The sequence below is a fragment of the Rhodopila sp. genome (genome assembly GCF_965276935.1).
Classification (GTDB): domain Bacteria; phylum Pseudomonadota; class Alphaproteobacteria; order Acetobacterales; family Acetobacteraceae; genus Rhodopila.
Genome location: NZ_CBDIBS010000002.1, coordinates 276,805 through 303,129 on the forward strand (window position 1 = coordinate 276,805; position 26,325 = coordinate 303,129).

The 26,325-nt window shown below is 63.2% G+C and carries 27 protein-coding genes; 16 read left to right on the forward strand and 11 right to left on the reverse strand.

What is annotated here, in order from left to right:
- Nucleotides 1-45: 45 nt before the first annotated feature.
- Together ACQY4S_RS04280 and ACQY4S_RS04285 are read left to right on the forward strand one after the other, a co-directional pair.
- Nucleotides 46-1,515 (forward strand): NAD(P)H-hydrate dehydratase, encoded by a 1,470-nt coding sequence (locus tag ACQY4S_RS04280; RefSeq protein ID WP_428483954.1) that lies wholly within the window; start codon nucleotides 46-48, stop codon nucleotides 1,513-1,515.
- 51 nt (nucleotides 1,516-1,566) lie between these two features.
- Complete coding sequence (locus ACQY4S_RS04285) at nucleotides 1,567-2,952, forward strand: malonyl-CoA decarboxylase (RefSeq protein ID WP_428483955.1); 1,386 nt, start codon at nucleotides 1,567-1,569, stop codon at nucleotides 2,950-2,952.
- 241 nt (nucleotides 2,953-3,193) lie between these two features.
- Here the strand turns inward: ACQY4S_RS04285 and ACQY4S_RS04290 are convergent, their stop codons facing one another.
- Both ACQY4S_RS04290 and ACQY4S_RS04295 read right to left on the reverse strand, forming a co-directional pair.
- Nucleotides 3,194-4,234, reverse strand: a complete 1,041-nt coding sequence (locus tag ACQY4S_RS04290; RefSeq protein ID WP_428483956.1) for an amino acid ABC transporter substrate-binding protein — start codon at nucleotides 4,232-4,234, stop codon at nucleotides 3,194-3,196.
- Nucleotides 4,231-6,315: a BTAD domain-containing putative transcriptional regulator gene (locus ACQY4S_RS04295; protein WP_428483957.1), complete on the reverse strand. Its 2,085-nt coding sequence runs from the start codon at nucleotides 6,313-6,315 to the stop codon at nucleotides 4,231-4,233. The genes ACQY4S_RS04290 and ACQY4S_RS04295 overlap by 4 nt, the downstream gene beginning before the upstream one ends.
- Before the next feature lie 369 nt (nucleotides 6,316-6,684).
- On the opposite strand from ACQY4S_RS04295, the gene ACQY4S_RS04300 reads away from it, so the two are divergent.
- The 3 genes from ACQY4S_RS04300 (at nucleotide 6,685) to ACQY4S_RS04310 (ending at nucleotide 9,328) form a co-directional block, all read left to right on the forward strand.
- On the forward strand, nucleotides 6,685-7,749 hold the full coding sequence (locus ACQY4S_RS04300; RefSeq protein WP_428483958.1) for a YeiH family protein: 1,065 nt from the start codon (nucleotides 6,685-6,687) through the stop codon (nucleotides 7,747-7,749).
- Nucleotides 7,750-7,904: 155 nt separating this feature from the next.
- A complete protein-coding gene (locus tag ACQY4S_RS04305; RefSeq protein WP_428483959.1) occupies nucleotides 7,905-8,213 on the forward strand; it encodes a hypothetical protein in 309 nt (102 codons plus the stop codon).
- A 332-nt stretch (nucleotides 8,214-8,545) separates the two neighbouring features.
- A complete protein-coding gene (locus ACQY4S_RS04310) occupies nucleotides 8,546-9,328 on the forward strand; it encodes a DUF6065 family protein (RefSeq protein ID WP_428483960.1) in 783 nt (260 codons plus the stop codon).
- 115 nt (nucleotides 9,329-9,443) lie between these two features.
- Here ACQY4S_RS04310 and ACQY4S_RS04315 read toward each other — a convergent pair whose 3' ends face one another.
- The 4 genes from ACQY4S_RS04315 to ACQY4S_RS04330 form a co-directional block, all read right to left on the reverse strand.
- Nucleotides 9,444-9,917: a response regulator gene (locus ACQY4S_RS04315; RefSeq protein WP_428483961.1), complete on the reverse strand. Its 474-nt coding sequence runs from the start codon at nucleotides 9,915-9,917 to the stop codon at nucleotides 9,444-9,446.
- 152 nt (nucleotides 9,918-10,069) lie between these two features.
- Nucleotides 10,070-10,582, reverse strand: a complete 513-nt coding sequence (locus ACQY4S_RS04320; RefSeq protein WP_428483962.1) for an SH3 domain-containing protein — start codon at nucleotides 10,580-10,582, stop codon at nucleotides 10,070-10,072.
- A gap of 377 nt (nucleotides 10,583-10,959) precedes the next feature.
- Nucleotides 10,960-11,352, reverse strand: a complete 393-nt coding sequence (locus tag ACQY4S_RS04325; RefSeq protein WP_428483963.1) for a DsrE/DsrF/DrsH-like family protein — start codon at nucleotides 11,350-11,352, stop codon at nucleotides 10,960-10,962.
- Nucleotides 11,342-12,151, reverse strand: a complete 810-nt coding sequence (locus tag ACQY4S_RS04330) for a HesA/MoeB/ThiF family protein (RefSeq protein WP_428483964.1) — start codon at nucleotides 12,149-12,151, stop codon at nucleotides 11,342-11,344. Before ACQY4S_RS04330 ends, ACQY4S_RS04325 begins: the two co-directional genes overlap by 11 nt.
- 44 nt (nucleotides 12,152-12,195) lie before the next feature.
- Here ACQY4S_RS04330 and queC point away from each other — a divergent pair, with 44 nt between their 5' ends.
- Both queC and ACQY4S_RS04340 read left to right on the forward strand, forming a co-directional pair.
- Nucleotides 12,196-12,945 carry a 7-cyano-7-deazaguanine synthase QueC gene (queC, locus tag ACQY4S_RS04335; RefSeq protein ID WP_428484633.1) on the forward strand — a complete coding sequence of 250 codons (750 nt, stop codon included), beginning with the start codon at nucleotides 12,196-12,198 and terminating at the stop codon, nucleotides 12,943-12,945.
- Nucleotides 12,945-13,325, forward strand: coding sequence for a Rap1a/Tai family immunity protein (locus ACQY4S_RS04340; RefSeq protein WP_428483965.1), 381 nt, complete (start codon nucleotides 12,945-12,947; stop codon nucleotides 13,323-13,325). Before queC ends, ACQY4S_RS04340 begins: the two co-directional genes overlap by 1 nt.
- Nucleotides 13,326-13,422: 97 nt before the next feature.
- Here the strand turns inward: ACQY4S_RS04340 and ACQY4S_RS04345 are convergent, their stop codons facing one another.
- Nucleotides 13,423-14,358, reverse strand: coding sequence for a cytochrome P450 (locus ACQY4S_RS04345; protein WP_428483966.1), 936 nt, complete (start codon nucleotides 14,356-14,358; stop codon nucleotides 13,423-13,425).
- A 150-nt stretch (nucleotides 14,359-14,508) separates the two neighbouring features.
- Between ACQY4S_RS04345 and ACQY4S_RS04350 the strand changes: the two genes are divergently transcribed.
- Both ACQY4S_RS04350 and ACQY4S_RS04355 read left to right on the forward strand, forming a co-directional pair.
- Nucleotides 14,509-14,754: a type II toxin-antitoxin system Phd/YefM family antitoxin gene (locus ACQY4S_RS04350; protein WP_428483967.1), complete on the forward strand. Its 246-nt coding sequence runs from the start codon at nucleotides 14,509-14,511 to the stop codon at nucleotides 14,752-14,754.
- Nucleotides 14,751-15,146 carry a type II toxin-antitoxin system VapC family toxin gene (locus ACQY4S_RS04355; RefSeq protein WP_428483968.1) on the forward strand — a complete coding sequence of 132 codons (396 nt, stop codon included), beginning with the start codon at nucleotides 14,751-14,753 and terminating at the stop codon, nucleotides 15,144-15,146. Before ACQY4S_RS04350 ends, ACQY4S_RS04355 begins: the two co-directional genes overlap by 4 nt.
- A 15-nt stretch (nucleotides 15,147-15,161) precedes the next feature.
- Here the strand turns inward: ACQY4S_RS04355 and ACQY4S_RS04360 are convergent, their stop codons facing one another.
- Nucleotides 15,162-15,416, reverse strand: a complete 255-nt coding sequence (locus ACQY4S_RS04360) for a DUF3297 family protein (protein ID WP_428483969.1) — start codon at nucleotides 15,414-15,416, stop codon at nucleotides 15,162-15,164.
- A 67-nt stretch (nucleotides 15,417-15,483) separates the two neighbouring features.
- Complete coding sequence (locus tag ACQY4S_RS04365) at nucleotides 15,484-16,371, reverse strand: alpha/beta hydrolase (protein ID WP_428483970.1); 888 nt, start codon at nucleotides 16,369-16,371, stop codon at nucleotides 15,484-15,486.
- Nucleotides 16,372-16,429: 58 nt separating this feature from the next.
- Here ACQY4S_RS04365 and ACQY4S_RS04370 point away from each other — a divergent pair, with 58 nt between their 5' ends.
- Genes ACQY4S_RS04370 through ACQY4S_RS04385 form a run of 4 tightly spaced genes read left to right on the forward strand, consistent with a single transcriptional unit; the run spans nucleotide 16,430 to nucleotide 20,265 of the window.
- Nucleotides 16,430-17,119, forward strand: a complete 690-nt coding sequence (locus tag ACQY4S_RS04370) for an alpha/beta fold hydrolase (RefSeq protein WP_428483971.1) — start codon at nucleotides 16,430-16,432, stop codon at nucleotides 17,117-17,119.
- A 49-nt stretch (nucleotides 17,120-17,168) separates the two neighbouring features.
- On the forward strand, nucleotides 17,169-18,341 hold the full coding sequence (locus ACQY4S_RS04375) for an acetyl-CoA acetyltransferase (protein ID WP_428483972.1): 1,173 nt from the start codon (nucleotides 17,169-17,171) through the stop codon (nucleotides 18,339-18,341).
- Nucleotides 18,342-18,367: 26 nt separating this feature from the next.
- A complete protein-coding gene (locus ACQY4S_RS04380) occupies nucleotides 18,368-19,888 on the forward strand; it encodes an acyl-CoA synthetase (RefSeq protein ID WP_428484634.1) in 1,521 nt (506 codons plus the stop codon).
- Nucleotides 19,888-20,265 carry a DOPA 4,5-dioxygenase family protein gene (locus ACQY4S_RS04385; RefSeq protein ID WP_428483973.1) on the forward strand — a complete coding sequence of 126 codons (378 nt, stop codon included), beginning with the start codon at nucleotides 19,888-19,890 and terminating at the stop codon, nucleotides 20,263-20,265. The genes ACQY4S_RS04380 and ACQY4S_RS04385 overlap by 1 nt, the downstream gene beginning before the upstream one ends.
- Nucleotides 20,266-20,326: 61 nt before the next feature.
- Here ACQY4S_RS04385 and ACQY4S_RS04390 read toward each other — a convergent pair whose 3' ends face one another.
- Nucleotides 20,327-21,571, reverse strand: coding sequence for a cytochrome P450 (locus tag ACQY4S_RS04390; protein ID WP_428483974.1), 1,245 nt, complete (start codon nucleotides 21,569-21,571; stop codon nucleotides 20,327-20,329).
- A gap of 152 nt (nucleotides 21,572-21,723) precedes the next feature.
- Between ACQY4S_RS04390 and ACQY4S_RS04395 the strand changes: the two genes are divergently transcribed.
- Entirely contained in the window at nucleotides 21,724-22,857 is a 1,134-nt protein-coding gene (locus ACQY4S_RS04395) for an ISAs1 family transposase (RefSeq protein WP_428483659.1), read from the forward strand.
- 169 nt (nucleotides 22,858-23,026) lie between these two features.
- On the forward strand, nucleotides 23,027-24,211 hold the full coding sequence (locus ACQY4S_RS04400) for an alpha-hydroxy acid oxidase (protein ID WP_428483975.1): 1,185 nt from the start codon (nucleotides 23,027-23,029) through the stop codon (nucleotides 24,209-24,211).
- A gap of 445 nt (nucleotides 24,212-24,656) precedes the next feature.
- Here ACQY4S_RS04400 and ACQY4S_RS04405 read toward each other — a convergent pair whose 3' ends face one another.
- On the reverse strand, nucleotides 24,657-25,424 hold the full coding sequence (locus ACQY4S_RS04405) for a hypothetical protein (protein ID WP_428483976.1): 768 nt from the start codon (nucleotides 25,422-25,424) through the stop codon (nucleotides 24,657-24,659).
- A gap of 126 nt (nucleotides 25,425-25,550) precedes the next feature.
- Between ACQY4S_RS04405 and ACQY4S_RS04410 the strand changes: the two genes are divergently transcribed.
- Nucleotides 25,551-26,324, forward strand: coding sequence for an SDR family NAD(P)-dependent oxidoreductase (locus ACQY4S_RS04410; RefSeq protein WP_428483977.1), 774 nt, complete (start codon nucleotides 25,551-25,553; stop codon nucleotides 26,322-26,324).
- The last annotated feature ends 1 nt before the right edge of the window (nucleotide 26,325 follow it).

The following is a 26,325-nucleotide window of genomic DNA, read 5'->3' on the forward strand; positions in this document are numbered from 1 at the left end:
GGCGATCCCCTGATACTTTGGGCACTTCATTGATCGGGACATCCGATGACGTTTGACCCCGACCTGATCCGGCGGCTGGCTGGCCGCGCGGAGTTGCTGACGCCGGAGCAGATGGGACAAGCCGATCGCGCCGCCGAAAAGCACGGGCATGCCGGCCCAGCGCTGATGGCAGCCGCCGGCCGAGCCGTAGCTAGATCGATCAAGCGAAATGTCGGCCGTTGCAGGGTTCTGATACTGACCGGCCCCGGCAACAACGGTGGAGACGGCTACGTTGCGGCCAGACTGCTCTGGCAGCAAGGCTGGCCGGTGAAGGTTGCCGCACTGGCGCCCCCCCGAGATGGCTCCGATGCCGCCGATGCCGCGCGCCAGTGGGCAGGACCGATTGTGACCTTTAGCGCCACGGAAGCGGCTCGGGCGGATCTGGTTGTCGATGCCGTGTTTGGCGCCGGGCTGACGCGCCCGATCGCTGAATCCGTTGCGGAGACCTTGCAAGCGGCGCGACGGATCGTCGCCGTGGACGTGCCCTCTGGGCTCGACGGCGCCACCGGCCTGACAAGCGGTCGCGTGCGAGCGGCCGAATCGACCGTGACGTTCTTTCGCCTGAAGCCGGGTCACCTGCTGTTGCCCGGCCGCGACCTGTGCGGCCAGATTGAACTGGCCGATATTGGACTTCCGGCTCTCGTCCTGGGCGGGATCAGGCCGAACACGTTCGCCAACCTTCCGTTGCTGTGGCAGCTTCCGGTGCTGACTACCGAGACCCACAAGTACACCCGGGGACATGTCACGATTGTTGGCGGCGCCAACATGACCGGTGCCTCCCGCCTGGCGGCCGAAGCTGCTCGTCGCGTAGGTGCCGGCATGGTGACGATTGCCGCGCGTGGGTCCGCTTCCGTATATCGCGGCGGCGAACCAGGGCTGCTTGTCAATGAAGCCGATATCTCAAGCCTTCTAGAAGACGAACGACGGAGAGTATGGGTTTGCGGTCCAGGCCTCGGGCGGGAGGAAGCCCGCACCATATTGCCCGCCCTGATCGCGGCTGGTCGCGCCGTGGTGGCGGACGCGGATGTGTTCTCGGCATTCTCCGGCGATCCGGATGCCTTACGTGGCGCCGCGGTGCTGACACCGCATGCCGGCGAATTCGCGCGGGTGTTCGGCGATCCCGTCCCCAATCGCTTGTCCGCCGCAAGGGCAGCCGCGGCGCGGACCGGAGCCGTGGTGCTGCTGAAGGGCGCCGACACGATCATCGTGGCACCCGACGGCAAGGCCGCCATCAACCTTTCCGCCCCGCCCTGGTTGGCCACCGCCGGCGCGGGCGATGTCCTTGCCGGTGCGATCGGCGGCCTACTTGCGCAAGGAATGGACCCCTGGGGCGCCGCCGCGGCGGGGGCTTACCTGCACGGACAGGCGGCAGTAAAGGCCGGACCGGGCATGGTCGTGGAGGACCTGCTGCCGGCACTGATCAGTGTACGCGCCCAACCGATAAATGCAGCGACTTTCTCGCCATCCCGGTTATGATCTTCTTGCGTCAGTCCGTCAGTTCAAGGGCATTGTCCACATGAGGCGTGCATGAGCGAAGCTGTTTCAACCGGCTTGCTGGACCGGGCAATCCGGCGGATTACCACTGTATGGCGAGACATGGCCGCGGGAGTCTCGGGTGAGACCGACGAGACACTCGAGGCGCAGATGAAGGCCTGCCTCGCCGGACGCGGCGGCGAAGTCAGCGCACGCAACCGCGCGGCGGGGCTGGCACAGACCTATCTCGGGCTGGACGAGCCCGGACGGACAGACTTCCTGCGCACCCTGGCCAGCTTTGATTCCGATCCAGACGCGGTGTCGGCTGCCTATACCAGGGTACAGGCGGCCGACGATCCGGCGGAGCGGGCGAGCGCCAAGGCGAAGCTGCGGCGCGCGCTGGAGCCGCCGCGGATGAAGCTGCTGACACAATTCACCTCGATTCCGGATGGCCGCAAGTTCCTGGTCGAGCTGCGTGGTTTCCTGCTGGAGGTGCGCGGCAATGACAAGCTGCTGACGGCTCTGGATGGCGACCTGCGCGGGCTGCTGGCCGCCTGGTTCGACATCGGCTTTCTGGAGTTGCAGCGCATCGACTGGAACAGTCCCGCCGCCCTGCTGGAAAAACTGGTGAACTATGAGGCAGTGCACGCCATCCGATCATGGCGCGACCTGAAGAACCGGCTGGACTCGGATCGCCGGTGCTATGCGTTCTTTCATCCCAGAATGCCGGGGGAGCCGCTGATCTTTGTCGAGGTCGCATTGGTCAAGGGCCTGGCCGGCAGCGTGCAGGACCTGCTGGATGAAAAGGCGCCGGTGCAGGACACCAAGCAGGCGGATACCGCGATCTTCTACTCGATCAGCAACTGCCAGTCCGGGTTGGCCGGAATCAGTTTCGGCAATTTCCTGATCAAGCGCGTGGTGGAGGAGTTGTCGGCGGAGTTCCGCAATCTGAAGACCTTCGCGACGCTTTCACCGATCCCCGGTTTCCGGCGTTGGCTCGACCCGCTGCTGGCTTCAAACGAGGCCGAGCTGTTAAGCGACGAGGAGTCCGCCGCTCTGGTGGAAGCCTTTCCGGCCCAGACCGGTGCCGCGGCACTCGCAGGGATTATCGGGAAGCGGCATTGGTGGCGCGATGCCGGCTTTCGAAAGGCCGCCGAACCGGTGCTGATCCGGCTGTCGGCGCGGTACTTGTTGGTGGAAGCGAACGGCAAGCGGGCGCGCGACCCGGTGGCGCATTTTCATCTGTCGAATGGCGCGCGGGTGGAGCGGCTGAAGATGGCGGGGGATACCTCGGACAAGGGTGCGAAGGAGAGTGCGACCTTGATGGTGAATTACCTCTACGATCCGGCGAAAATCGAGGATTGGCACGAGGATTACGCTGGAGAGGGTAAGCGCAACGCGTCCACGGCGGTGCGAAAGCTGGCGCGGGGGTGGGGTTGAGCCAGTGACCAGGATTGCACTTCATCGACCCGCTGACCCGCTTTTTGTAACGGTCCGGCCGCACTGATCCGGCCAGACCGCCGGGAGCAAGATTTGCGCCGCTTGTTCGCCTATAGTATTATATTCTCTCGGTCGCCGTCTCTCCAATGCCGGTGACGGATAGTTCACATCCGGCATCTTGAGGTCATGGCCTCAAGTGCATTCCACTTCCCGAACGAACAATTCCGACAACCCGACTGCTTCACCGGATCGGCGGCGCATACTGCAATCCGCCCTTCGTCCAGATGTTGTTGATGCCTCGGGGCACACCCATCGGCGTAATATTCCGGTTCCACATCTCACCGAAATTGCCGACCTGCTTGATGACATTGTAGGCCCACTTGTTATCCAGCCCCAGCGCCTTGCCCATGTCACCCTCCAGGCCGAGCAGGCGGCGGATGTCAGGGTCGGTGGTGTTGGCGAAGCTGTCGATGTTGGCGCTGGTGACGCCCTTCTCCTCGGCGGTAATCATCGCGATGAATGTCCACCGGACGATGTCGAACCACTTGTCGTCGCCTTTGCGCACCATCACGCCAAGCGGCTCTTTGCTGATGATGTCCGGCAGCAGCACCAGGTCATCCGCCTTGGGCCCTTGGCTAAAGCGGAACGTCGCCAGTGCGGACGCGTCCGTCGAGTAGGCATCGCATCGCCCTGACAGGAAGGCGCCCTGAATTTCCGCCTGGTCCGCAATCAGGATCGGGGTGAACTTCATGTTGTGCAACCGGTAGAAATCGTTGATCGCCAATTCGGTGCTGGTGCCGGGCTGCACGCAGATCGTCGCCCCGTCCATCTCCTTCGCCTCCTTCACCCCGGCCGACTTCTTCACCAGGAACCCGGTGCCGTCGTAGTAGTTCACCCAGGCGAATTCGAGACCCAGGTTGGCTTCTCGTGCCAAGGTCCAGGTCGTGCTGCGGGACAGCAAATCGACTTCCCCGGATTGCAAGGCGGTGAAGCGGTTCTGTGTCGTCGTCGCGACGAACTTGGTCTTGGCGGCATCGCCCAACGCAGCCGCCGTCACCGCTCGGCAGGAATCGGCATCCAACCCGCGCATCACGCCCTGACTATCGGGCAGGGAAAATCCAGGTACTGTTCCGGCAATGCCGCAAAGAACCTGGCCGCGTCCCTTGACCGCATCCAGGCTCGCCGACCCCGAGCCCTGTGCGGCGGCCGGCTTCATCCAGCTCAATGAGAGCATCAAGCCGGCGAAAAGAGCGGCCCCCGCCACCTTGCCAGGTCGTGTCATTCCGAAAATCCCCCAATGGCGCGCGGATCATCCCGCCTTGCGACCGGACTGTGCGGGGGTGCGGAGATAAGATCAACAGGCGAATGATCGATCAGCAGAGCCGGTGTTTGGCCAGATAGATCCGAGCTAATCTCCGGCAATCCCGCCCGCCTTAGTCCCTCCGCGTAGCGCGCGATATCCTCGGGACGCGATAGCGGCGAGCGTACCATTGCCTGGTGTACTGAAAAATTAGGCTCCAAACTCAGCAGCCGCCGCAGGACCTCTCCCGCCTCACGCGGCCTGTCCATGTGTCCCAGCGCCGCGAGGTAGCCTTTATAAGCGGAGGAGAACCAGGGATTCAATTCGATGGACCTTCGGCCAACCTCAATCGCGTTGGCGTAATCGCCCCGCATCAGATACGGCATGATCAGCGCCATGTCGAAGAAGAAAACATGTGGGTCGGAGGGTGACAGGTGGCGCGCCTGGGTAATGCGGTGCAGCGCCTCGTCGTGGCGTCCGATGTAGGAGTGCGACAGGCCGGAGAAGCACCAGGCGACCGCCAGGTTCGGGTTCAAGGTCAAGGCTCGTTCGTGCAACGCGGTCGCTTCTTCCGGATGCTTGCCAAGGAATCCGCGCACATGGCCTGCCAGGGTCAGCGCCCGCGCATCGCTCGGATCCAGCATGACCGCCCGCTCCGCCAGTTCGGCGGCCTCGGCGGTGAACCGATCCGGATCGGTTGCCCAGCCTTGTCCGACAAAAAGCAGATTCCAGTAAGCCAGCCACCCATGCACGACCGAACTGCCTGGATCAGAACGCAGCGACGCCTCTAGCAACCGCCGTGCTTCAAGGAAGGCGTCTCGCTCCATGCGGTAAAGTGCCGGCAACGCCTGCAGCAGCAAGTCCTGTGCCGTCAGGTCGCTGCGCTGGCGCCCAGCGTTACGGCGTCCCTCGTATTTCATCAGCTCGGGATCGACCTGGGCGACGATCGCGGCGCCCACCTCGTCCTGCAAACCTAGCGGATCCGTCATATCGCGGTCGAACCGACCAGCCCAGACGATCTCTCCGCCGGATCGCATGTCGATCAGGCGGGCGATGATCCGCAGCCGTCCCGCGGCGCGTTGGATGGTGCCATCCAGCACCAGATCGCCGCCAAGGCCCGCCCAGGTCGCATCGGCTGGGTTGCCATCCGCCGTGCCCTGCCACAAGGTCGCCGGCACACAGGATATCCAGCGGAAGCGGGACAATCCCGCCGAGATCTCTTCAGCCAGTCCCCCGGCAAAACCATCATCGACCTCTGGCCCCAGTATGCGCAGCGGAGCGATGCAGAGCCGCAAGGCTTGCCGGTCCCGGCGCATATCCGGCCGGAACGACGATGCCGAGGGGGACGATGCCGGCGCGACGGGAACCAAGGATAGGCCGCCGATCTGCCCATCTGCGAAAGCGTCCCGAATCCTTGAGATAAGGTCCTCGGTTTCCGGCGATGGCCGGGCGTGCGTTGACTCCGCCAAGGCAGTGCAACATCGATCGTAGGTGGTCAGCGCCATGCCGCGGTCGCCGCGATCGACATGGGCGCGCATCATGGCTCGCCACGCTCCTTCATGCGTGCGATCGATCGCCAGAAGCTGTTCCGCCGTTTCTATGGCGGCGACCGGATTCGAGCAGCGCGCCAACAAGCTCTCACCGATCGTCCGGCCGATGCGGGCAAAGCGCGCCCGCTCCTCATCCAGCCAACGATCGAATGCGGGATCAAGGCCGCTCAGGTCCTCGAGCAGCACAACCCTGAACCGCTCAAGGACATCGGGCATGTCGCGGGTCGGTTGTGTCAGGGACGCCGCATCAATGTGCAATCCGGTTCCACGCAATGTCAGGTTATGACGGTCGGCGACAAGAAGATGGCTCCAATTGTAACCGAGGGTATCCTGCAACTCATGCACACTCTGACGCAGTGACGCGCGGGCCTGCTCCTGTTCACGCTGGCTCCACAGCAGGGCAGCGAGATGCAGGCGCAGCACCGGCTTTGGGGTGGCCATGGCGAGGATCGCCAGCAAGGCGCGGGTCTTGCGGGTTCGCGGCAGAAATGTCCTGCCCTGCTGATCGTCCACCGCCATATGCCCAAACAGCCGAAGTTGCAGCCGAGCACCATGCTTCGGGGCTGGAACGGCACCGTCCGGACCGGGGAGGTTTTGCAGAATTGAACGAATCCTCTCAGGCGTCGGGAGTCATCATGAGTTTTCTGCAACCCCAACAATAGTAGTATTACGCTTTTACCGCGATGGCTGCGTTGCATCAATAGGTATGATATCGAAAGAGTATGCTGCCCAAGGTTTCCCGGAATTAGATACATTATCCATAATATGAATGTGAATCGCGCTGATTTGGCCGGGCCAGATTTTTCCAAGACACGCCGTGTTGGTGACATTTCCTGCTGCTTGCCCCACTATTCCGGCTGGTTTGATGCGAGGGAGATTGCTGTGGCTGTCCAAGGCACGATGGTGCCGGCACAAGCACGCTGGATGACTGAGCCGTGGTTTCGCCGCGGTCTGGGGCTGGTCCTATGCGTGGCGATTGCCGGCTTGGCGGAGATATGCGGGGCTTTTGTTCCCCTGGTTGGGGCGCCGTTGTTCGCCATCGCAATCGGTGTATTGATTACCAACGCCATACCGGCGGTCGCTCAGGCGAAATCCCTCCGCATTGGCGAAATCAGCAAACTTTGCCTGAAGGGCGGCATCGTGCTTCTGGGCGCCAGCCTTGACCTGGGCGTCATTGTCCACACCGGGCTGCGTTCACTGCCGCTTCTGGCGGTCACGATGGCGGTCGGCCTGATCTGTGCCCTATGGCTGGGCAAGGGCTTGGGGATCGACTGGCGGATGCGTTGCCTGATCGGGATCGGCACCACCATTTGCGGCGGCTCCGCCATCGCCGCGCTGGCGCCGGTCATTCGGGCCAAGGCGGAGGAGATCGCCTACTCAGTGACCGTGGTCTTTTTCTTTAATATGGTCGCGGTATTCACCTTCCCCGCGCTGGGTCACTTGCTGGGCCTGACGGACAATGGCTTTGGCGTCTGGGCCGGAACCGCGGTCAACGATACCTCGGCCGTGGTCGCAGCCGGCTTCGCGTTCAGCCAATCGGCGGGAACCACCGCGACAATCGTCAAACTTACCCGCACCACCCTGATCATCCCGCTGGTCATCGGCTTCGGCCTTGCGCTGCCGTTCCTGGATCCGGACGGCCATGCCTTGGCGCAATCCAAGGGCCAGCCCTTGGCCAAACGCGTGCTCGCCATCGTTCCTGTATTCATCGTGCTGTTCGTGTTGGCGGCCGCCGCCAACACCGCCGGACTGATGGGCTCTCACGCCATGCAGATCCAGACGCTTGGCCGTTTGGTCATGGTCGTCGCGCTGGCGGCGGTCGGCCTGCAAGGCCACTGGCGCGCGTTCGTCGGCGCCGGCAGCCGTCCCCTTGTGCTGGGCCTGGTGACATGGTTCGGGGTGGCGGTCTCCAGCCTTGCCGTGCAGACCTGGAGCCATGCACTTTGATTGGCCACCGGAACCAATATGGACGATTCTCATGCCATAAGTGAAATTATAGGAAAATTTGTCTTGACTGCGGTTTATAATCCAGATAAATCTTAGGACGTCAACGGGATAGCTATGCCTTTGTGTCCGACCGGCGTGATAACGGCACGCTGCCCATGTCAAACGCCAACCGACTGGAGCAGCACTACAGTTCGGCAAACAAAGCGCAAAGATGTCATCAATATGGTCAAGTCTTGGTCACCAGCGCAGGCAACTGCCCTGGTGCCGTTGGCATGTTTACTTACAAGGAGATTGCAATGTTGTTTACCAGCAAGGCCAATGCCGCTTCGGTAAAGGCCGAAGTCCATACTGCCGATGCCGACAAGATTGTTCTAGGCGGCGGGTTCCGTCTGCCGGTCAACACCGCTGACAAGGGCATTATCCGCTTGGGCGGTGGGTTCCGTCTGCCGGTTCGAGGCGCCTAGGCTCATCAAAATTTTGGCGTAACGGCCGGCTGGCGACAAGCAGGCCGCCGCTACCGTGTCTGACGGCGCGTGAAGCAGCCGGATCGGCTCTAGGCTACCTGGATTTGGTCCGGTCCAGCCGAACATCTTGGCTGGACGCCGGCGTCCGCTCCCGGCTTCCAAATCCTTCCGGGCGCCGGCGCTGTGCCCGTGCGACTTCGTGCCCTCAAGCTATTCGGATTTCTCCACCCAGCAGAACCGGCTTCCTCGCTGTCGCCTGATCAGGCGGGCGGAGCGGCTGATTCTGCCGCGCCCTGACGATTTCCCTTCCCTCCTGCCAGCGGTGATTTCCGATGACCCCTCCGAGCGAGCCGATCGTCCATTTCCACCAGCTTACCAGCCGTGGCCGAGCGCCCATTCGGGCTGACAGATCGGCGTGCGGCACGTTACCGGTACGGGCGGTGCGGTACTGTGAGGCGCTGACAAGCGCGACGGCGTTTGGCTGGTGGGTGTTTCCGGCAGTGGACATCCAGGTACTCTGGGATGGATCCGACATCTTCTGGTGCTGTGATGAAGCACCTGATTGGATGCCTCTGCTGCCGTCGGCGCAGATGCCGGGCTACGCGGCGGAGTTTGATGCGGTGGCGCCGGCTGCGCTCAAAGGCTGCTCCCCTCCGTTCCTGACGGCCTTGCCTGAACCTGGAACCCTACAAATGTGGACGGGACTGATCGCGCAGACCGCCCCTGATTGGCACCTTCTGGTCCGCGCTCCGGCAAACCTGGCCCCGCCTGGGGGCATCAGCCTATTCGAGGGCATCGTCGAAACCGACCGCTGGTTCGGCCCATTGTTCAGCAACATGCGGTTCACCCGCAGCCATACGCCGATCCGGCTGCGTGCGGATTATCCACTGCTGCAGGTCCAGCCGGTGCCCCGGCAGAGCTACTGCAACGAAACCCTGGACAGAATGGCTGTCACACCGGGACCGTCGCATCTTACTCAGGCGCACTGGGACGCCTATCACGCATCAATTGTGAAGCCGAACAGCCGGCCGGATAGGCCGTTTGGTGCCTATGCGATCAGCACGCGGAAGAACCGGCATGAATGCACGCGGGGAACAGAGACAAAAATGCCGTGACGCTGGCTGCGGCGCCGCCGTGCGGCCGGAAGCATCAAGGCCCGAGCCCGTTCCTGCAATGTGATCTTGCACCCACCGTGATCGCGACCGCGACGATGCCGATTGTGCAATGCTTTCAGACTGGAACCAGACGCATGCACCCTGCCCGCCGCCCCGCGGCAAACAGAAAATCAGCAAGCTGACCCGCCAAGTGAGAGCCGGTGGACTGGGTGACCATGGTCAGGTTCCAAATGTTCTGCACCGCATCGGCAGCACCCATCATCACCGGGTCGCCGCCTGTCAGCAGCAGAATTGGCAAATCCCGGTCGTATTTCGCGACAATCTTCATGGTGTGAAAGCCATCCTGACCTTCACCATCAACATCGGTAATGACCGCCATAGGGCGGTTTTCCTGTAGCACCTGCATCAGATCCGCTCCCTCGCGGACAACTTCCACCGCCAGATCAAAGAACTCACAAACCGCTTGAAGCTGGTAAACAGTCTCGGGTGCATCGCTGGCAATGACCACGAGAGCCTGCCGGTTGGCCGCACGGGTACTTTGGAAGCCGTAGTCGCGAGGACCGCCGAGCGAGGTGATCATGTTCATCATGTCTGCCTTTTTTGCGAACGAACCCGGCAGTCGCCGAGTTGATGAACACAAACTGTCGATCAGACACGAACAAGTGAAGCCACGAGCGCCATAGTTCCGCGTTGAAAAAACGCATTTTTCCGTGAATTAACGTGAAATGGTCTGTTCCCGTTTTAGGGCGTAACGGCTTCGCCTGGCAGCACACCCCAGAGTTGCTGTCGCCGCAGGTAGCCGCGATAGGAACCGGCCTGCACATTGCACCAGTCGGATGCTGCTTCGCATGAGCGGATGCGTCCTATAACGCCGACCTTCAGGACCGCGACCGCGGCAGCGGTGTCGCTGGCATCGGATCGCAGCATGGCATCGGCATTTTTAACAATAAAGCTGCGTCGTCCCATCAACGTCGCCTGATGCACCCAGCCATGCACGCCATCCGGATCACAGACCCACCGCCAGACATCGTATTCTCGCTCGATCTCCACCGGCAGGTCGCGGCGCCTGTAGACCCACTCGATACGATAGCGGGTGCCTGGTCCCACCCGCATGTTGACATCATCGGACCGCAGCGATGCGAAGCGCGGCAGCCTGGCCGCGGCCCCTTCGGGCTTCTCGGGATCGGGTGGCTTTTTCGTGTTTCCGCCGCCTACCTCCGGCGGAGCTTCGGCTGCCGCACCAGGCACCGGCACGGCTGGCGCATCCATGGTCGTTGGAGCTTTGGCTATCGGCATCGCCTCGGGCGACGGGTTTGTAGGCACCGCCTTCCTGGTCGGCCTATGGGGATGCGCCGAACCGTGCGGCAGCACGACAGGTACGGGGACGGCAACGGCACCGCCAGACTGGTGAACCGGCTGCCGCGGGACAGGTGACGGCGAGTGCATCGCCATGCCATGAGACGGATTGCCAGGAACCTGCAAGGTTCCGGTCTGAGCCCAGCTCGTCGTGACGCTCATCATGAGAAAGCTTGAACCCAGGCGGAACAAGAACGCCGATGGGATGCCGAAGCGCATGCCTTTACAGGTGCCAAATCACGACGAATCGGGTCAACGCCATGACCGTAGATCGCTCAGATTGTGATGATCTGTCCAGTCTTAACCGCCATGAGGAACGTCGCAATCCCGGCGACCTCGACGTTCGGCAGCAGCAATCCGGCGTCCAGCGCCTCCGACCGCAATCCCGCCTCACAGGCAATCATCCTGACATGCATATCCAGGCAGGCCTCACGCAAGCTCTCCAGACCGGCCACGCCACGCGCCTCAATCCGACTATCACGGTCCTTGAACATCAGGCCTGACCAGTCCCGGCACAGCGCTCGGCAACCCAGATTTGTGGCAAACATGACAACCTGCCGCCCGAGCGCCGCCGCGCCGGACGCGATAACGAAAGCGTAGTGTGCCCGGTCATGCGTGCCGGACAGCAGAATGATGCCCAAGGTGTCCCCCGGTGGATCAGATGCCATCCGCACCTCCGGGGTGGGCCGTCAGATCCGTGATCGTCGCATGCGGGCCGCACGACGCACAGGCCGGATCCGGGCGCAGCTTCACAAGGCGGAAGCGGGTTGCCAGAGCATCCCACACCAGCAGCCGGCCGGACAACGAATCGCCGATACCCAGCACCTCCTTCAGCACCTCGGTCGCCTGTAGCGTGCCCATCACGCCGGTGACAGCACCTAGGACGCCAGCTTCGCTGCAAGTCGGCACCGATCCCGGCGATGGAGGTTCCGGATAGAGGCAGCGATAGCACGGACCGCCCGTGTGTGGCTTGAACACTGAAAGCTGGCCTTCGAACCGCAATACAGCGGCCGAAACCAAGGTGCGCTTCGCCAGCACGCAAGCGTCGGAAAGCACGAAGCGCGTGCCGAAGTTGTCAGTCCCATCGCAGATGATGTCGTAGCGGCTGACCAGATCCAGCACATTGCTGGCATCCAGCCGAACCGCATGCGCTTCCATCCGCACCGCTGGATTTATGTCCGTCGCTGCTTTCCCGGCCGAGGCCGTCTTTGGCCTGCCGATACGCCCGGTTGTATGACCGATCTGGCGTTGCAGGTTGGACAGCTCCACCACATCGTCATCGACCACACCGATCGTCCCGATGCCCGCCGCCGCCAGATAAAGTATCAGCGGCGAGCCGAGGCCGCCGGCACCGATCACCAGCACCCGCGCGGCCTTCAGCTTCGCCTGTCCGATCCCGCCAACTTCCCGCAACAGGATGTGGCGGGAGTAGCGCTGGATTTCGTCTTCCGTGAAATCAAGGTCCATGCTTCTGATGATAGGATGACAAGGCCGTGGATGACAGAGCAGAAATGACGCAGGTCGAGCAGATTGAAGACTCCGCTCTGGTGCTGTTCTCCGGCGGACAGGACTCGTCCACATGTCTCGCCTGGGCGCTGGCGCGCTATCCGCGGGTTGAAACCGTCGGGTTCCAGTATGGCCAACGCCACGGCGTGGAGATGGAGTGCCGGGAACCAGTCCGCCAGGCTTTGGCCTGCGGACATCTCGGCACCGATCATATCGTCGACCTGACCAGCACCATTGCCGGTCTGGGCCAAACCGCGATGACCGCAGATATGGCGATCGCCTTGGACCAGAGCGGCCTGCCAAACACCTTCGTGCCCGGCCGTAATCTGCTGTTCATGACCTGCGCCGCCGCGATTGCCTATCGCCGCGGTCTGCGGCGTATCGTGGCGGGCGTGTGCGAGACCGACTACTCCGGCTATCCGGACTGCCGGGATGATACCATCAAGGCCATGCAACTCGCGCTCAATCTCGGGATGGACCGGCGCTTCGTGCTGGAGACCCCGCTGATGTGGCGGGACAAGGCGGCAACCTGGGCGCTGGCGTTCGAGCTTGGCGGGTTGTCGCTCGTGGATATCATTCGAGAACGAACCCATACCTGCTATCTGGGCAACCGCACCCATCGCCACGCCTGGGGCTTTGGATGCGGGACGTGCCCGGCCTGTCTGCTGCGCGCCCAAGGGTGGGTGCGCTGGATCGCCACCGGCAGCCTGCCATTCGACCCCAGGCGGGACCTTTCTGAACAGGAGACCTCTTGATGAAGCGACTTCTCGCGCTTGCGTTGCTTACTCCCGGCCTGTCGCTGCCGATGGGCACGACGGTGGGCCTTGCGGCGGAGCCGATAGCGATCCGCACCAACACGGCTGGAGAACTGGCCGAAGCCTGTGCGAGCAACCCGCGCGAACCGGGCGCCGACGCCAGGATCAACTTCTGCCACGGCTTCGCGCAGGGCGCGATCACCGTCGAACTGCATGACGCCGGCGACAAGAAACCGTTCTGTTTCACCAAGCCCGCGCCATCCCGTGCCTCGACCATGAGTGAGTTCGTCAACTGGGTGCGTGCGCTGCCCGAGCGCCGCTCGATGCCATCCGCCGAGGGATTGTTCCGGTTCCTGGGCGAGCGGTTTCCTTGTCGCTGATGTCAGCCAATGTTGCAAATACTCGCCGACAGCGGTCTCACACGGTCGCGCGGGCGGTTGATGCCAAGCGCAGCCATAAGTGGCGCTCTGCGGCATTCTACATCGGTGCATGCAGCCTTTTACCGGGTACTTTCTCCAACCGACCGGTAATTCCGCCACACCGCGCAAGGTAAAGTTCAGCCGCGAGTTCGGCTGGTCGGCTCGACCAGCCGCAGATCGCATGCGGGACAAGCGATGGCTCATCGCGTAGCATCCGCCATTGCTCCGGATGCCGCAGCAGCGACGGAAATCCGTTGCCGATCAGGTTTACCGTCGTTTCGTGGCCGGCGGCGAACAGCAGGTTCACGTTCGCCCGCAGTTCGCCGATGGTGAGGCGGTCGCCGGCATCCTCCGCCTGCACCAAGTGGGTGATCAGGTCGTCCCTCGGCTCCCGCCGCCGTTGCTCGAACAGGGCGTCGAAGTAGGTGCCGGATCGCTCGAACCCGGCGTTGGCGGCATCCAGTTCGGCCCGCGTCGGCGGCGTGGGGTTGAGCAGCGCGCCGCCGCCGCTGCTGGGACCGGTGACGAAGCGTTCCCGATCCGCCTCGGGAACGCCCAGCAATTCGCAGATCACCAGGACCGGCAGGGGGAAGGCAAGATCGCGGATCACATCCATCCGGCCGTGCGGGATGATCTTGTCGAGCAAGCGGTCGGTCATCTCCCGCACCCGTTCGCGCAGCGCCTCGATCCGGCGTGCGGTGAAGGCCTTGGTGACAAGGCCGCGCAGCCGCGTGTGGTCGGGTGGGTCGCGCATCAGCATCATGTGCGACAGCTCGACAATCGCGGGCTCCTGCAAAGCGGTCGGGCCGCAGCGGCGCATCAGGGCGTCGGGATCGGCGTAATCCTTGCCGAAGCGACGATCGCGCAGCAGCAGGGCGCAGTCGTCGTGGCGGGTCACCAACCAGCGCCCGAATGGTGCCTTCCAGACCGGCGCCGCGGCCCGCAGCCAATCGTACATTGGGTACGGGTCGGCCAGGCAAGCCGGATCGCGCACATCAAATTGGAGAGCCGTCGTGGCTGATATTGGAGATTTCCCTGATGGCATGCCATCGCAGGATACCATGCCGTCGCGTTTTTGATCTCGGCCTTGACATGCCATGAAGATCATATTAGCTTGGTCTGGTCTGACTAAGGAAACTTTCTAATGCATTCGTTCAACATGCTGGAAGCCAAATCCAACCTTTCGCGCCTTGTGGAAGCCGTGGAAACCGGTGCCGAGGCTGAAATCATCATCGCCCGGAATGGTCGTCCCGCCGCTCGCCTCGTTGCCATCAATCCCATCGCGAGCGGCAAGCGCATCGGCATCGCCAAGGGCAAGTTTACCGTGCCAGACACGATCGACGCCGACGAAGCCACGATCGCGGCATTGTTCGCCGGTTCCGCCGCGTGAGACTGCTGCTCGACACGCACATCGCGCTGTGGGCCATCGCCGACCATCCCAACCTCTCCCCCAAGGCTCGCCGTCTGATTGACGATCCGGACAACCAGATCGTCGTCAGCACCGCGACCGTCTGGGAAATCGCCATCAAGCATGCGCTGGGCAGGGGCGGTCCGAATGATATGCCGATTTCCGGCCAGGATGCCCTTGATTACTTTCGCGACGCCGGCTTCGAGATGATGCCGATCTCACCAGCCCATGCGGCCGCCGTCGAAACCCTGGCACCGCTGCATGCCGATCTGTTCGACCGTATGCTGGTGATCCAGGCCATGGCGACTCCGCTCCGGCTGCTGACCCACGATCAGAGAGTTGCGGCCTACAGCGATTCGATCATCGCGGTTTGATGGCGGGCACGGCGGCTAGACCGGTTCGCCGCCGGCATCCCGGAAATATGGCTCGACAGGTCCCTGCGCCTTCATCGTCAGCGGGAAACCGCGGCGGTCAACGGTCTTGCCGACGGCCACCCGGACCCAGCCCTCGCTGACGCAGTATTCCTCCACGTTGGTTTTTTCGACACCTCGGAAGCGAATACCGATGCCTCGGCGCAGAATAGCCTCATCGTAAAACGGGCTGGTGGGATTGTTGGACAGGCGGTCAGGCGGGACGTCGGACATCAGAATCCTCCCAAGGCGATCGGATGGCGCCCGATACCGATCCAGGGCGATGATGTCGAGGCGGGCATCATGCCGGCAGATGCGTCTGGTACCACGCCAGGGTCGGCTCGATTACCTGGCGGAAGGCTTCGCCGGTGTACACCTCATAGTGTCCCCAGCCCTTTAGCACGACCAGCTTTTTCGGTTCGCCGGCCTTGGCATAGAGCGATTCGCTTTCCTCCGGCGGCACCAGCCGATCCTGGTCACTGGTGATGAACAGCACCGGCCGCGGCGCGATCTTGTCGACGATCCATTCGGGGTGAAAGCCCAGCGTGTCGTCGATGTATTCGAGGGGGATTTCGCCGACGGCGCCGGGATTGCCGCGACGTGCGGCGGCGGCCAGTTCGGCTGACTGGCGATCCGGCAACAGCACCGCGTTGCGGTCGGCGAATTCCAATTCTCCGGTCATCACGCGCCGGATGCGGTCGGCCTCGGACAGTCGCAGCAGATCGGCGAACTCGTCCGGCCGTCGCACGCTGCGCATCCAGCGACGGCCATGCCCGATGCCGACCACCGACACCACGGCTTTCACCCGCGGATCGACCGCCGCGGTCCAGACCACCGTCGCCCCGCCATAGCTGGTGCCGTAGATGCCTAGCCGATGGGCATCGACCATCGGCTGCGCACCGAGGAAGGTCAACGCCGCTTGCGAGTCAATCACCCGGCCATACGGGGACAGCCGCGACTTCGGCCCGTCACTGTCGCCCCAGCCTTTGTAATCGAACGTCAGGACAACGTAGCCGGCCTCGGTCAGCGCCATCGCGGTGTCCGGCAAATAGAGGTTCCGCACGCCGGTATAGCCATGGCACAGGACGATGCCGGCCCGCGTCTCGCCGGCATCCAGGCCGTCGGGCAGGAACAGGTCTCCGGATAGACGTGTGCCTTCGCTGTAGAAATTCACTGCCTGGCTCGCCATGGCGCTTCTCCCGTTGCTGTGCTGATCTTGCGGCCAGAATGATGGGAGGAAAACACCAATGGCAACCTGTGTCCTGTTGCACGGCGCCTATCAGGGCGGATGGATCTGGCAGCGCGTCGCACCGCACCTGCGCGCCGCCGGCCACACCGTCTTCACACCGACGCTGGACGGCTGCGCCGAACGCCGCCACGCCTTGCGGCCGGGGATCGATACGGAATCGCAGGCGGCCGAGATCGCGGAGATGCTGTTCTTCGAGGACCTGCACCACGTCGTCCTGGTCGGTACAAGCTGCGGCGGCATGGTCGCCGCCCGCGTTGCCGAAACCGCCCGCGACCGCATTGGACGCATCGTCTTCGCCGACGCGCTGGCGCTGTTCGACGGAGAAAACGTCGCCGACCACGTCAAGCGCCCAACCGCGGTCACCACCGACACCGCTACCGGTCCGTCCGCTGAGGACGCCGCCAACCGGATGTTCGTCTCGCTGGATCAGCCTACGAAGGCATGGGCGCTCGCCCGCTACACGCCGCATCCGGTCGCGGCGATGGCGTCACCGGTAAAGCTGCCGAGGTTTTGGCAGCAGCCCTGGAACGCCTCGGTCATCTGGTGCCGCCAGAGCGTCAATCCGCCCTTGGCGCACCAGAAGCGCGCGGCGGAGACGTTGAAGGCGCACTGGCATGAGCTCGACACCGGCCACTATCCGATGCTGACGGAACCCGAGGCGCTGGCTCGCCTGATCATGGTGGAATAGCGCGACTGCCCCGGATCGGCTAAACTCCCGCCTTTCAGGAGGAACCATCATGACCGAAGCCTGTATTGTCGGCTGGTCCCACTCGCCGTTCGGCAAGCTGGACGACCCGGATATAGAATCCCTGATCGGCCGCGTCGCCGGTGCCGCCATCGCCGATGCCGGTATCGCCGCGCACGACGTCGATGCGACCTTCGTCAGCCTGTTCAACAACGGCTTCTCCGCGCAGGATTTTCCGGCGTCGCTGGTGCTGCAGCATGTGCCGGAACTGCGCTTCACGCCGATCACCCGGTTCGAGAACGCCTGCGCCTCCGGCTCCGCCGCCGTCTATGGCGCGCGCGATTTCCTGCTGGCGGGTCGCGGCCGCTTCGCGCTGGTGATCGGCGTCGAGAAGATGACCGCCACGCCGGGCAAGGAAGTCGGCGACGTCTTGCTGAAGGCCAGCTACCAGAAAGAAGAAGCCGACATCCCGGCGGGCTTTGCCGGGGTGTTCGGCCGCATCGCCGAGACGTATTTCCAGCGCTACGGCGACCAGTCCGACGCGCTGGCGGCGATCGCGGCGAAGAACCACAAGAATGGCGTGGACAATCCCTTCGCGCAGATGCGCAAGGACCTCGGCTACGACTTCTGCCGCACCGTCAGCGAGAAGAACCCCTATGTCGCCCCGCCGCTGAAGCGCACCGATTGCTCGCTGGTTTCCGACGGCGCCGTGGCCCTTGTGCTCGCCGACGAGGAAACCGCGCGCGCCATGAGCAAGGCGGTCCGTTTCAAGGCCGCCGTGCAGGTCAACGACTTCCTGCCGATCAGCAAGCGCGAAATCACTGGGTTCGAAGGCGCCGCCCGGGCCTGGGCGCGCGCGCTGGACGCCGCCGATACCAAGCTGACTGATCTGTCCTTCGTCGAATCGCATGACTGCTTCACCATCGCCGAACTGCTTGAATATGAGGCAATGGGACTGACAGCGCCGGGCCAGGGCGCCCGCGCGGTGCTGGAAGGCTGGACGGCGAAGGACGGGCGGCTGCCGGTCAATCCCTCCGGCGGATTGAAGGCCAAGGGCCACCCGATCGGCGCCACCGGCGTGTCGATGCATGCGATCACCGCGATGCAGCTCATTGGTCAGGCGCCGACCGGCATGCAGTTGCCGAAGGCAGACCTGGGGGCGGTGTTCAACATGGGCGGCGCGGCGGTGGCCAACTACGTCTCGATCCTGGAGCCGCTGCGCTGATCCCGACCAGCAACCTGGCGCATCTGCTGGTCCAGACCGCCCGCCGGTTCCCTGACCGGCCGGCGATCGTCTGGCGTGACAACACCTGGACCTGGGCGGATTTCCATGCGCGGGTCCAGGCCGCGGCGGGCGCGCTGGCGGCGGCCGGGATACGAGACGGCGATCGGGTGCTGCTGCACGCGCGCAACTCCAACGCCGTGCTGGAAACCATGTTCGCGACCTGGTTCATCGGTGCCACCTGGGTGCCGACGAACTTTCGCCTGACCCCGCCGGAAGTGGCGTACCTGGCGCAATCCTCCGCTGCCGCGGTGCATATCTTCGACACCGCCTTTCACCACCACGCCAAAGCGGCCAAGGCGGAAAATCCCGCCTGTCGGCTGGACATTTCGATCGGCGACGGTGGCATTGCGGCAAGCTGGGACTCGCTGGCCAAATCCGCCACGCCGATGCACTGGCCGGTCGACGTGGACCGCGATCATCCGGCCTGGTTCTTCTATACGTCCGGCACCACCGGTCGGCCCAAGGCCGGCGTGTTGACGCACGGGCAGATGGAATATGTCATCTGCAACCATCTCTGTGACCTGATGCCCGGCACGACGGAGCAGGATGCATCCCTGGTCGTCGCGCCCTTGTCGCACGGCGCCGGCGTCCACGCCCTTCCCCAGGTCGCCCGCGGCGCGGCCAGCATCCTGCCGTCAGGCGAACGACTGGATTGCGAGGAAGCCTGGCGCCTGGTCGAGCGGCACCGCGTCACCAACATGTTCACCGTGCCGACCATTCTGACTATGCTGACCCGGCACGAGTCGGTGGATCGTTACGACCACAGCTCGCTGCGCCACGTGATCTATGCCGGCGCGCCGATGTATCGCGCCGACCAGCTCCAGGCCCTGCGAAAACTCGGCAAGGTGCTGGTGCAGTATTTCGGCATGGGCGAGGTCACCGGCAACATCACCGTCCTGCCACCCGACCTGCACAGCGAGATCGACGCCGAGATGCCGCTGGGAAGCTGCGGTTTTCCCCGCGTCGGCATGGAGGTCGCCATCCTGGACGATGCCGGCGCACGCCTTGCCGATCGCACCACCGGCGAAATCTGCGTACGCGGCCCAGGCGTCTTCGCCGGCTACCACGACAATCCCGAAGCCACGGACAAAGCCTTCGCGCATGGCTGGTTCCACACCGGCGACCTGGGCCACATGGACGAGCGCGGCTTCGTCTATATCACCGGGCGCGCATCGGACATGTATATCTCCGGCGGATCGAACGTGTATCCACGCGAGATCGAGGAAGCCTTGCTGCTGCATCCAGCCGTGGCGGAGGCCTGTGTGGTCGGTCTGCCGCACGAGAAATGGGGCGAAAGCGGCGTTGCGGTACTGGTGCTGGAACCCGGCGCGCAGGTCACCGCCGCGGCGCTTCTGGCGCATCTGGAGGGCAGGCTGGCGAAATACAAATGGCCGCACGGTTTTACCTTCTGGCCGGATCTGCCCAAATCCGGCTACGGCAAGGTGAGCAAACGTGATGTGAAACACCTGTTACTGAGGACGACGTGATGGCGCCAGTCGATGACGTGCCGGTTGATCTGGGTCGGATCACCGATTACCACATCCATGTTTATTACGATCCCGCAAGCCGTAGGCAAGCCGAGGTGCTGCGTGAATGGGTGCAGACGCGGTTCGCTGTCAGGATGGGGCGTTGGCACGACGTACCGGTTGGACCGCATCCGACAGCGATGTACCAGATAGCGTTCCCGGTGGATCTGTTTCCCACGCTGGTGCCGTTCGTCATGATGAACCGCCTGGGGCTGACGGTCCTGTTGCACCCGCAATCCGGCCGCCCGCGCGATGATCACACGATCAACGCAACCTGGATGGGGGCGGTGCTGCCGCTGAACATCGGAATGCTGCCAGAGGCCGACCAGCACGCCTGACGGCCTGCCTGGCCTCTTCATGGGCAAGCGATCGCACGGATGAAGGATGGTCCGCGCTTGCCTAACCCGGGATGCGAACCATCATCGACGATATTCCGTGCACAAAGCTGGAATACACCCGTTTGGGCTCCTGCATCAGCTCGATGAACGGGAAGCGTTTCATAATTTCTTCCCACAAGATCGTTAGTTGCAACTCCGCAAGGCGGTTGCCGACGCAGCGATGAATGCCGAACCCAAACGAAAGATGCTGGCGGGGACGCGAGCGGTCGATGATGAAACGATCCGCGTCCTCGATCGCCTCGGCATCCCGGTTGCCGGAGATATACCACATCGCCAGCTTGTCGCCTGCGTGGATCGTCTTGCCGGCAAGCTCGTAATCCCGCAGAGCCGTCCGGCGCATATACGCCAGCGGCGTCTGCCAGCGGATGATCTCCGGCACCATGTTCGGAATCAGGCCAGGATTTTCACGTAGCTTGCGATATTCGTCCGGATGTTTGTTCAGCGCCCACAACCCGCCGCTGATCGAGTTCCGCGTCGTGTCGTTGCCGCCGACGATCAGCAGCACGCAATTTCCCATGAACTCCATCGGGTCCATGTTCCGGGTCGCCTCGCCGTGCGCGAGCATTGAGATCAGGTCGGACGCCGGCGGCGCGTTCACCCGCTGGTTCCACAAATCCATCATCGCCGCCGCCATCTTCCGCAGCTCGGTGAACCGCTCTTCCTCGGTCTTCACCAGGGCATTGGGATCCTTGAAGTTGGTGGTCGCGATATTCGACCAGTAGGTCAGGTCGCGACGGCGCTCGAGCGGATAATCAAACAAGGTCGCGAGCATCTGCGTCGTCAGCTCGACCGACACATGCTCGACCCAGTCGAACGTCTCGTTGCGCGGCAGGTTGTCCAGGATCGTCGCAGCCCGCTGTCTGATCGTGCCGGCCATGTTCGCGAGGTTGCCGGGCGCCACGATCGGTGCCACCACCAGCCGCTGGACGTCATGCTTGGGCGGGTCCATGGCGATGAACATCGCCAGCCGGTACTGCGTTTCCTGATCCAGCAGTGTGATGCCGGAAGCCGAGGAGAAGACCTGGGGATTGGTCTCCACCTGCATGATGTCCTTATATCGAGTGACCGACCAGTATGCGCCGAACTGGCTGTCCGTGGTGAAATGAACCGGATCGTCGCGCCGCAACCGCGCGAACCAGCCTGGCCAAACATCGTCCTGGAAAATCCTTGCGTCCGCGACGTCGATCTGATCGATCGGGATCGTCCAGGGATCAGCCAAGGCTTCAAAGCCGACGGGCGCGTTCATGGGATCCTCCCTCAGCCCGGCTATCAAACAGGAGAAGAGATTGCTCTGCAACCCAATTCACCTGACCGCCCAGGGCGATCGCTTGAGTGGTTGAGGGATTCCCGTGCGGGCTAGAATCGGATTCATAGGAAGCCTCTCATCAGGAGGTCTCTATGTCCATGCCAAGCCAGCCCTGCTTCTTGTCCCACTTCGCGGCCCTCCGGGACCCGCGCCAAGCGACGAAGGTGCTATATCCTCTACCGGAAATCCTGTTGCTGATGCTCTGCGGGACCATCGCCGGTGCGGACGACTTTGTCGAAATCAGCCTGTGGGGCAGCGAACGCCAGGGCTTCCTCCGCCGTTTTCTGCCGTTCAAGCACGGCATCCCGAGCCACGACACATTGTGCGACGTGATCGCGGCGATTGATCCTGAGCTGTTCAAGACATGTTTCCTGACCTGGGTAGACGGGTTGCGGACTGACACGCCCGAGATTATCGCGATCGATGGCAAGACCTCGCGTCGCAGCCATGCCCGCGGCAAAGGGCGTCTGCCGCTGCATACGGTGTCCGCCTGGGCGACGCGTCAGCGATTGGTCCTTGGACAAGAGGCGGTGTCGGCGAAATCCAATGAGATCACCGCCATTCCTGTGCTGCTGCGTCGTCTGGAACTGGCCGGCGCGTTGGTGACCATCGATGCCATGGGCACGCAGAAGGAGATTGCCCAGACGATCATCGAGGGTGGTGGCGATTACGTGCTGGCCTTGAAGGAGAACTGGCCAGCGACCTATGCCGAAGTGGAAACCGTCTTTGCCGATCCACCACCAACGCTGACGCTGCAAAGCTTCGAGACCGTCGATGGCGACCATGGCCGGATCGAAACCCGCCGCCATACGATCTGCCACGACATCAACTGGCTGTTCGCCGAGCGGCGTCATCCGGGCGAATTTGCATTCCCTGGCCTGACCGCCATCGGCATGATCGAAAGCGAAACCGAGCGGGGCGGCGTTATCCAGACAGAAACCCGATACTACCTGTGCTCAACCAAACTCAGTGCCGAGACCCTCGCCAGGGTCGTGCGGAGCCACTGGGGCATTGAGAACCGGCTGCACTGGGTGCTGGATGTGGTATTCCACGACGATTTGGCGCGCCTGCGCACCGCTCATGGCCCTGCCAACATGGCGGTCGTGAAACATACTGCCATGAATTTACTGAACCAGGCGAAACCCGTCACCAGCTTTAAGAACCGCCGTAAAAAGGCCGGCTGGAATCAGGATTATCTGGAAAACGTCATCCGGCGCATCGCATGAGACACTCAAGCGATTCCCCTGCCTGACCGCCCAGCGGCCCCAGGATCAATGCGGCATGGCAATGCGGCCTGGCTTGGCGTCGTCGCGCGCCGCTGGACGCAAGGATCGACCGGCACGCTTGACAACCCCCCTGCCCTCTTCATCATCGCTTGATCAGAAGGAGTAGGGAATGCCGGCGCTCGATAACTGCTACAATGTCTTCGATCTGCGCGCGGCGGCGAAGAAACGCCTGCCGCGGGGCGTGTTCGAGTTCGTCGATCGTTCGACCGAGGATGAACTCGCGCTGCGCAACAACCGCGCCGCCTTCGAGAAGATCAAGCTGAAGCATCGTGCCCTGGTCGATGTCTCCGGCCGGTCTACCAGGACAACCCTGTTTGGCAAGGACATCAGCCTGCCGATGGCGATCGCGCCCACCGGCGCGGCCGGCCTGTGCTGGCACGAGGGCGAACTGGAACTGGCCAAAGCCGCGGCGCGGGCCAAGATACCGTTCACCCTGGCAACCGGCGCCATGACCTCGATGGAGAAGATCGCCAAGGAGGCGAATTTCCGCCTGTGGTTCCAGCTTTACGTCTGGAAGCAGCGCGAACTGTCCTACCAGTTGATCGAGCGCGCCAAGAACAACGGCTTCGAGGCGCTGATCGTCACCACCGACACCATCGTGCCGCCGAACCGCGAATACAACGCCAAGAACGGCTTCCTGCTGCCGTTCCATCCCACCATGCGCTTCACCGTCGACATCATGCGCCACCCGACATGGTTCACCACGGTGCTGATGAAATACCTGACGACGATCGGCATGCCGCGCAACGAGAACTATCCGGATCCGTATCGCCGGCCGATCGGCAACGATGTGCAGACCAAGGAAGTCATGCGCCAGGACTCGCTCAACTGGGACGACATCCGGATCTTCCGCGACAAGTGGCCGGGCATCCTGATGCTGAAAGGGATCAACCGAGTGGACGATGCGCTGAAGGCGATCGGCTACGGCGTCGACGGCCTGATCGTCTCGAACCACGGCGGCCGCAACATGGACAGCGCCGCCGCGACCATCGACATGTTGCCCGAAATTGCCGAGGCGGTGGGCGACAAGGCAACCATCATCCTCGATTCAGGCGTTCGCCGCGGCTCCGATATCGTCAAGGCGATGGCTTTGGGCGCCAAGTGCGTGCTGACAGGGCGAGCCACCCTCTACGGGACCGCGGTGGGCGGGGAAGCCGGCGCGTCCAAGGCCGTCGGCATCATCCAGACCGAGATGGACAAGACGATGGCCTATACCGGGTGCAACCGTGTGGATGAGATCTCGACCGATATCTTCTTCGGCGATCGGGAGAGCAACCGGCTGATGGCAGGATAAAATGGCGACACCGGCAAGCGCTGCCGCGAAACATCGAGCAGCCATCTGCATGATTTGCAGCAGTTGCAGACATATACATGATTTGCGGCAGTTATGGCTTGACGGTGTTTAACAGCAGCAGATCGCAGTAACGTCCTCTCCAACCACGTGTCACGACCCACGCCAGCGATCGGGCTCGCCATCAAGTTGGCGGTGCCGTTCTCAAGGCTGGTTCGAAACGCCCGAGTATTTTCTGGTTATGGTCCACGTTCAAGATATGCTTGTTCGCGACTGTAACCCCGATGTCGCAAGCGGCTACAACGAATAAGGTCGCGTCCGCTCGCCGCATCGGATAGAAACTGAGGTCCGGCTGGGGAAACGCCTCGGGAACCGGACCAGGTTTGGCCATGAGCAGACAGCGGATGCCCCGGCTCACAGTGGGATGCTTGATGCTCCAACGCGCGGGCTAATCCCGCGCCAGCTTCGGAAACTGCATGCAAAGCAGGTCGGCACCGGACGGACCGGCGACCAGCCGCGCCGCGGCGTCATCCGGCGCGACGAAAACGCATGACCGAGTCGGCAGCAAGGCGCCGCCCCCAACCGCGGCTGAACCCGCCGATACCAGCCAGAACTGGCCGCCGCCGGTTGCCGGATCAGGCCCTGTCACGCCCCTGCCTGCCGGAACGGTGTAGCGCCATGTCCCCAGACCGTCCTCGGTTTCCGCGATGACGGCCACGCCGTATATGTCGGCCAGCGCCGCACGTTCCGCCTCCGTCAGCGGCGGCAACGGGCCGCAGGTCGCCTCCCGATGTTGGTGCTTCGCCCGCGCCTCGCGCAACTGGCGGCGATGCTCGGGCATGTAACGGGCACCTGGATCCCAGGCATTGCGCAGGGTAAACCAAGCCACGCCGTCCTCGGCTGCGACAATTGGGCCATAGGCCGAATAGGCGTCGGTGTAATGCACGGCGACGCTGGCGATGTCGTGCAGGCCGAGGCGCCCGGAGCCTTGCACCACCACCTGGTATTGAGCGGCCTGATGGAAATGCGGATGAACGATCGCCCCAGCTTCCTTCTCCACCAGGAACGCCATCGGATAAACGCCTTCGGAAGATGGCTCGGCATCGCCCGCCTTCAGCGTATTGCGGTTCTGCCCAATGAAGGTGGTATGCCAGCCGTTGGCGGTCTTCCGCCGGCTGGTCCGGTGCGCGACAAGGCTGTCTGCTGTCAGGATCATGCTGCGAACTCCTTCAGCCAAAACATTAGGCGGAATTGCCGCGGTCGCCAAATCGCCGGCCGCGGTTGCCTCGTTCGATGCAGGTGATAGAGACAAGGCGAACATCACCAGGCAGGAGACGACACCATGCCCTATAGTCCCTTCGACCTGACCGGCAAGGTGGCTTTGGTAACTGGCGGCAACAGCGGCATCGGTCTTGGAATGGCCGAGGCGATGGCGCAGGCCGGCGCGGACATCGCCATCTGGGGCACCAACGCCGCAAAGAACGCGAAAGCCGCGGAACAGCTTCAGGCCACAGGCCGAAAGATCCTGGCGCTGGTATGCGATGTCGGCGATGAAGCCGCGGTGCAAGCCGCCTTCGTCCGCACGCTGGAAACCTTTGGCCGCGTCGATGGCTGCTTTGCCAACGCCGGCGTCTCCGGCCGCGGCGGGCACGGCTTCCTGGACATGACCAGCACCGAGTGGCACCGCGTCACCCGCGTCAATCTGGACGGCGCCTTCTACACCTTTCGCACCGCCGCCAGGCACATGGTGGAACGCGGCGGCGGCGGCGTCCTGGTCGGCACCGCATCCCTCGCCGCGATCGAGGCAGCACCTCGCGGCGAGCATTACGCCGCGACCAAGGGCGGCATGATCTCCATGGTACGCGCCATGGCGGTGGAGTTCGCCCGCCACGGTGTACGGTCGCATGCAATCCTGCCCGGCTGGATCGAGACCAACATGACCGCCAACGCAGTGTCCACCGAAGGCTTCAAGACCAAGGTGCTGCCGCGCGTGCCGATGCGCCGCTGGGGAGACGGCACGGATTTTGGCGGCATCGCCGTGTACCTCATGAGCAGCGCCTCGCGCTACCACACCGGCGATACGTTCGTGATTGATGGCGGCTATTCGCTGTTCTGAC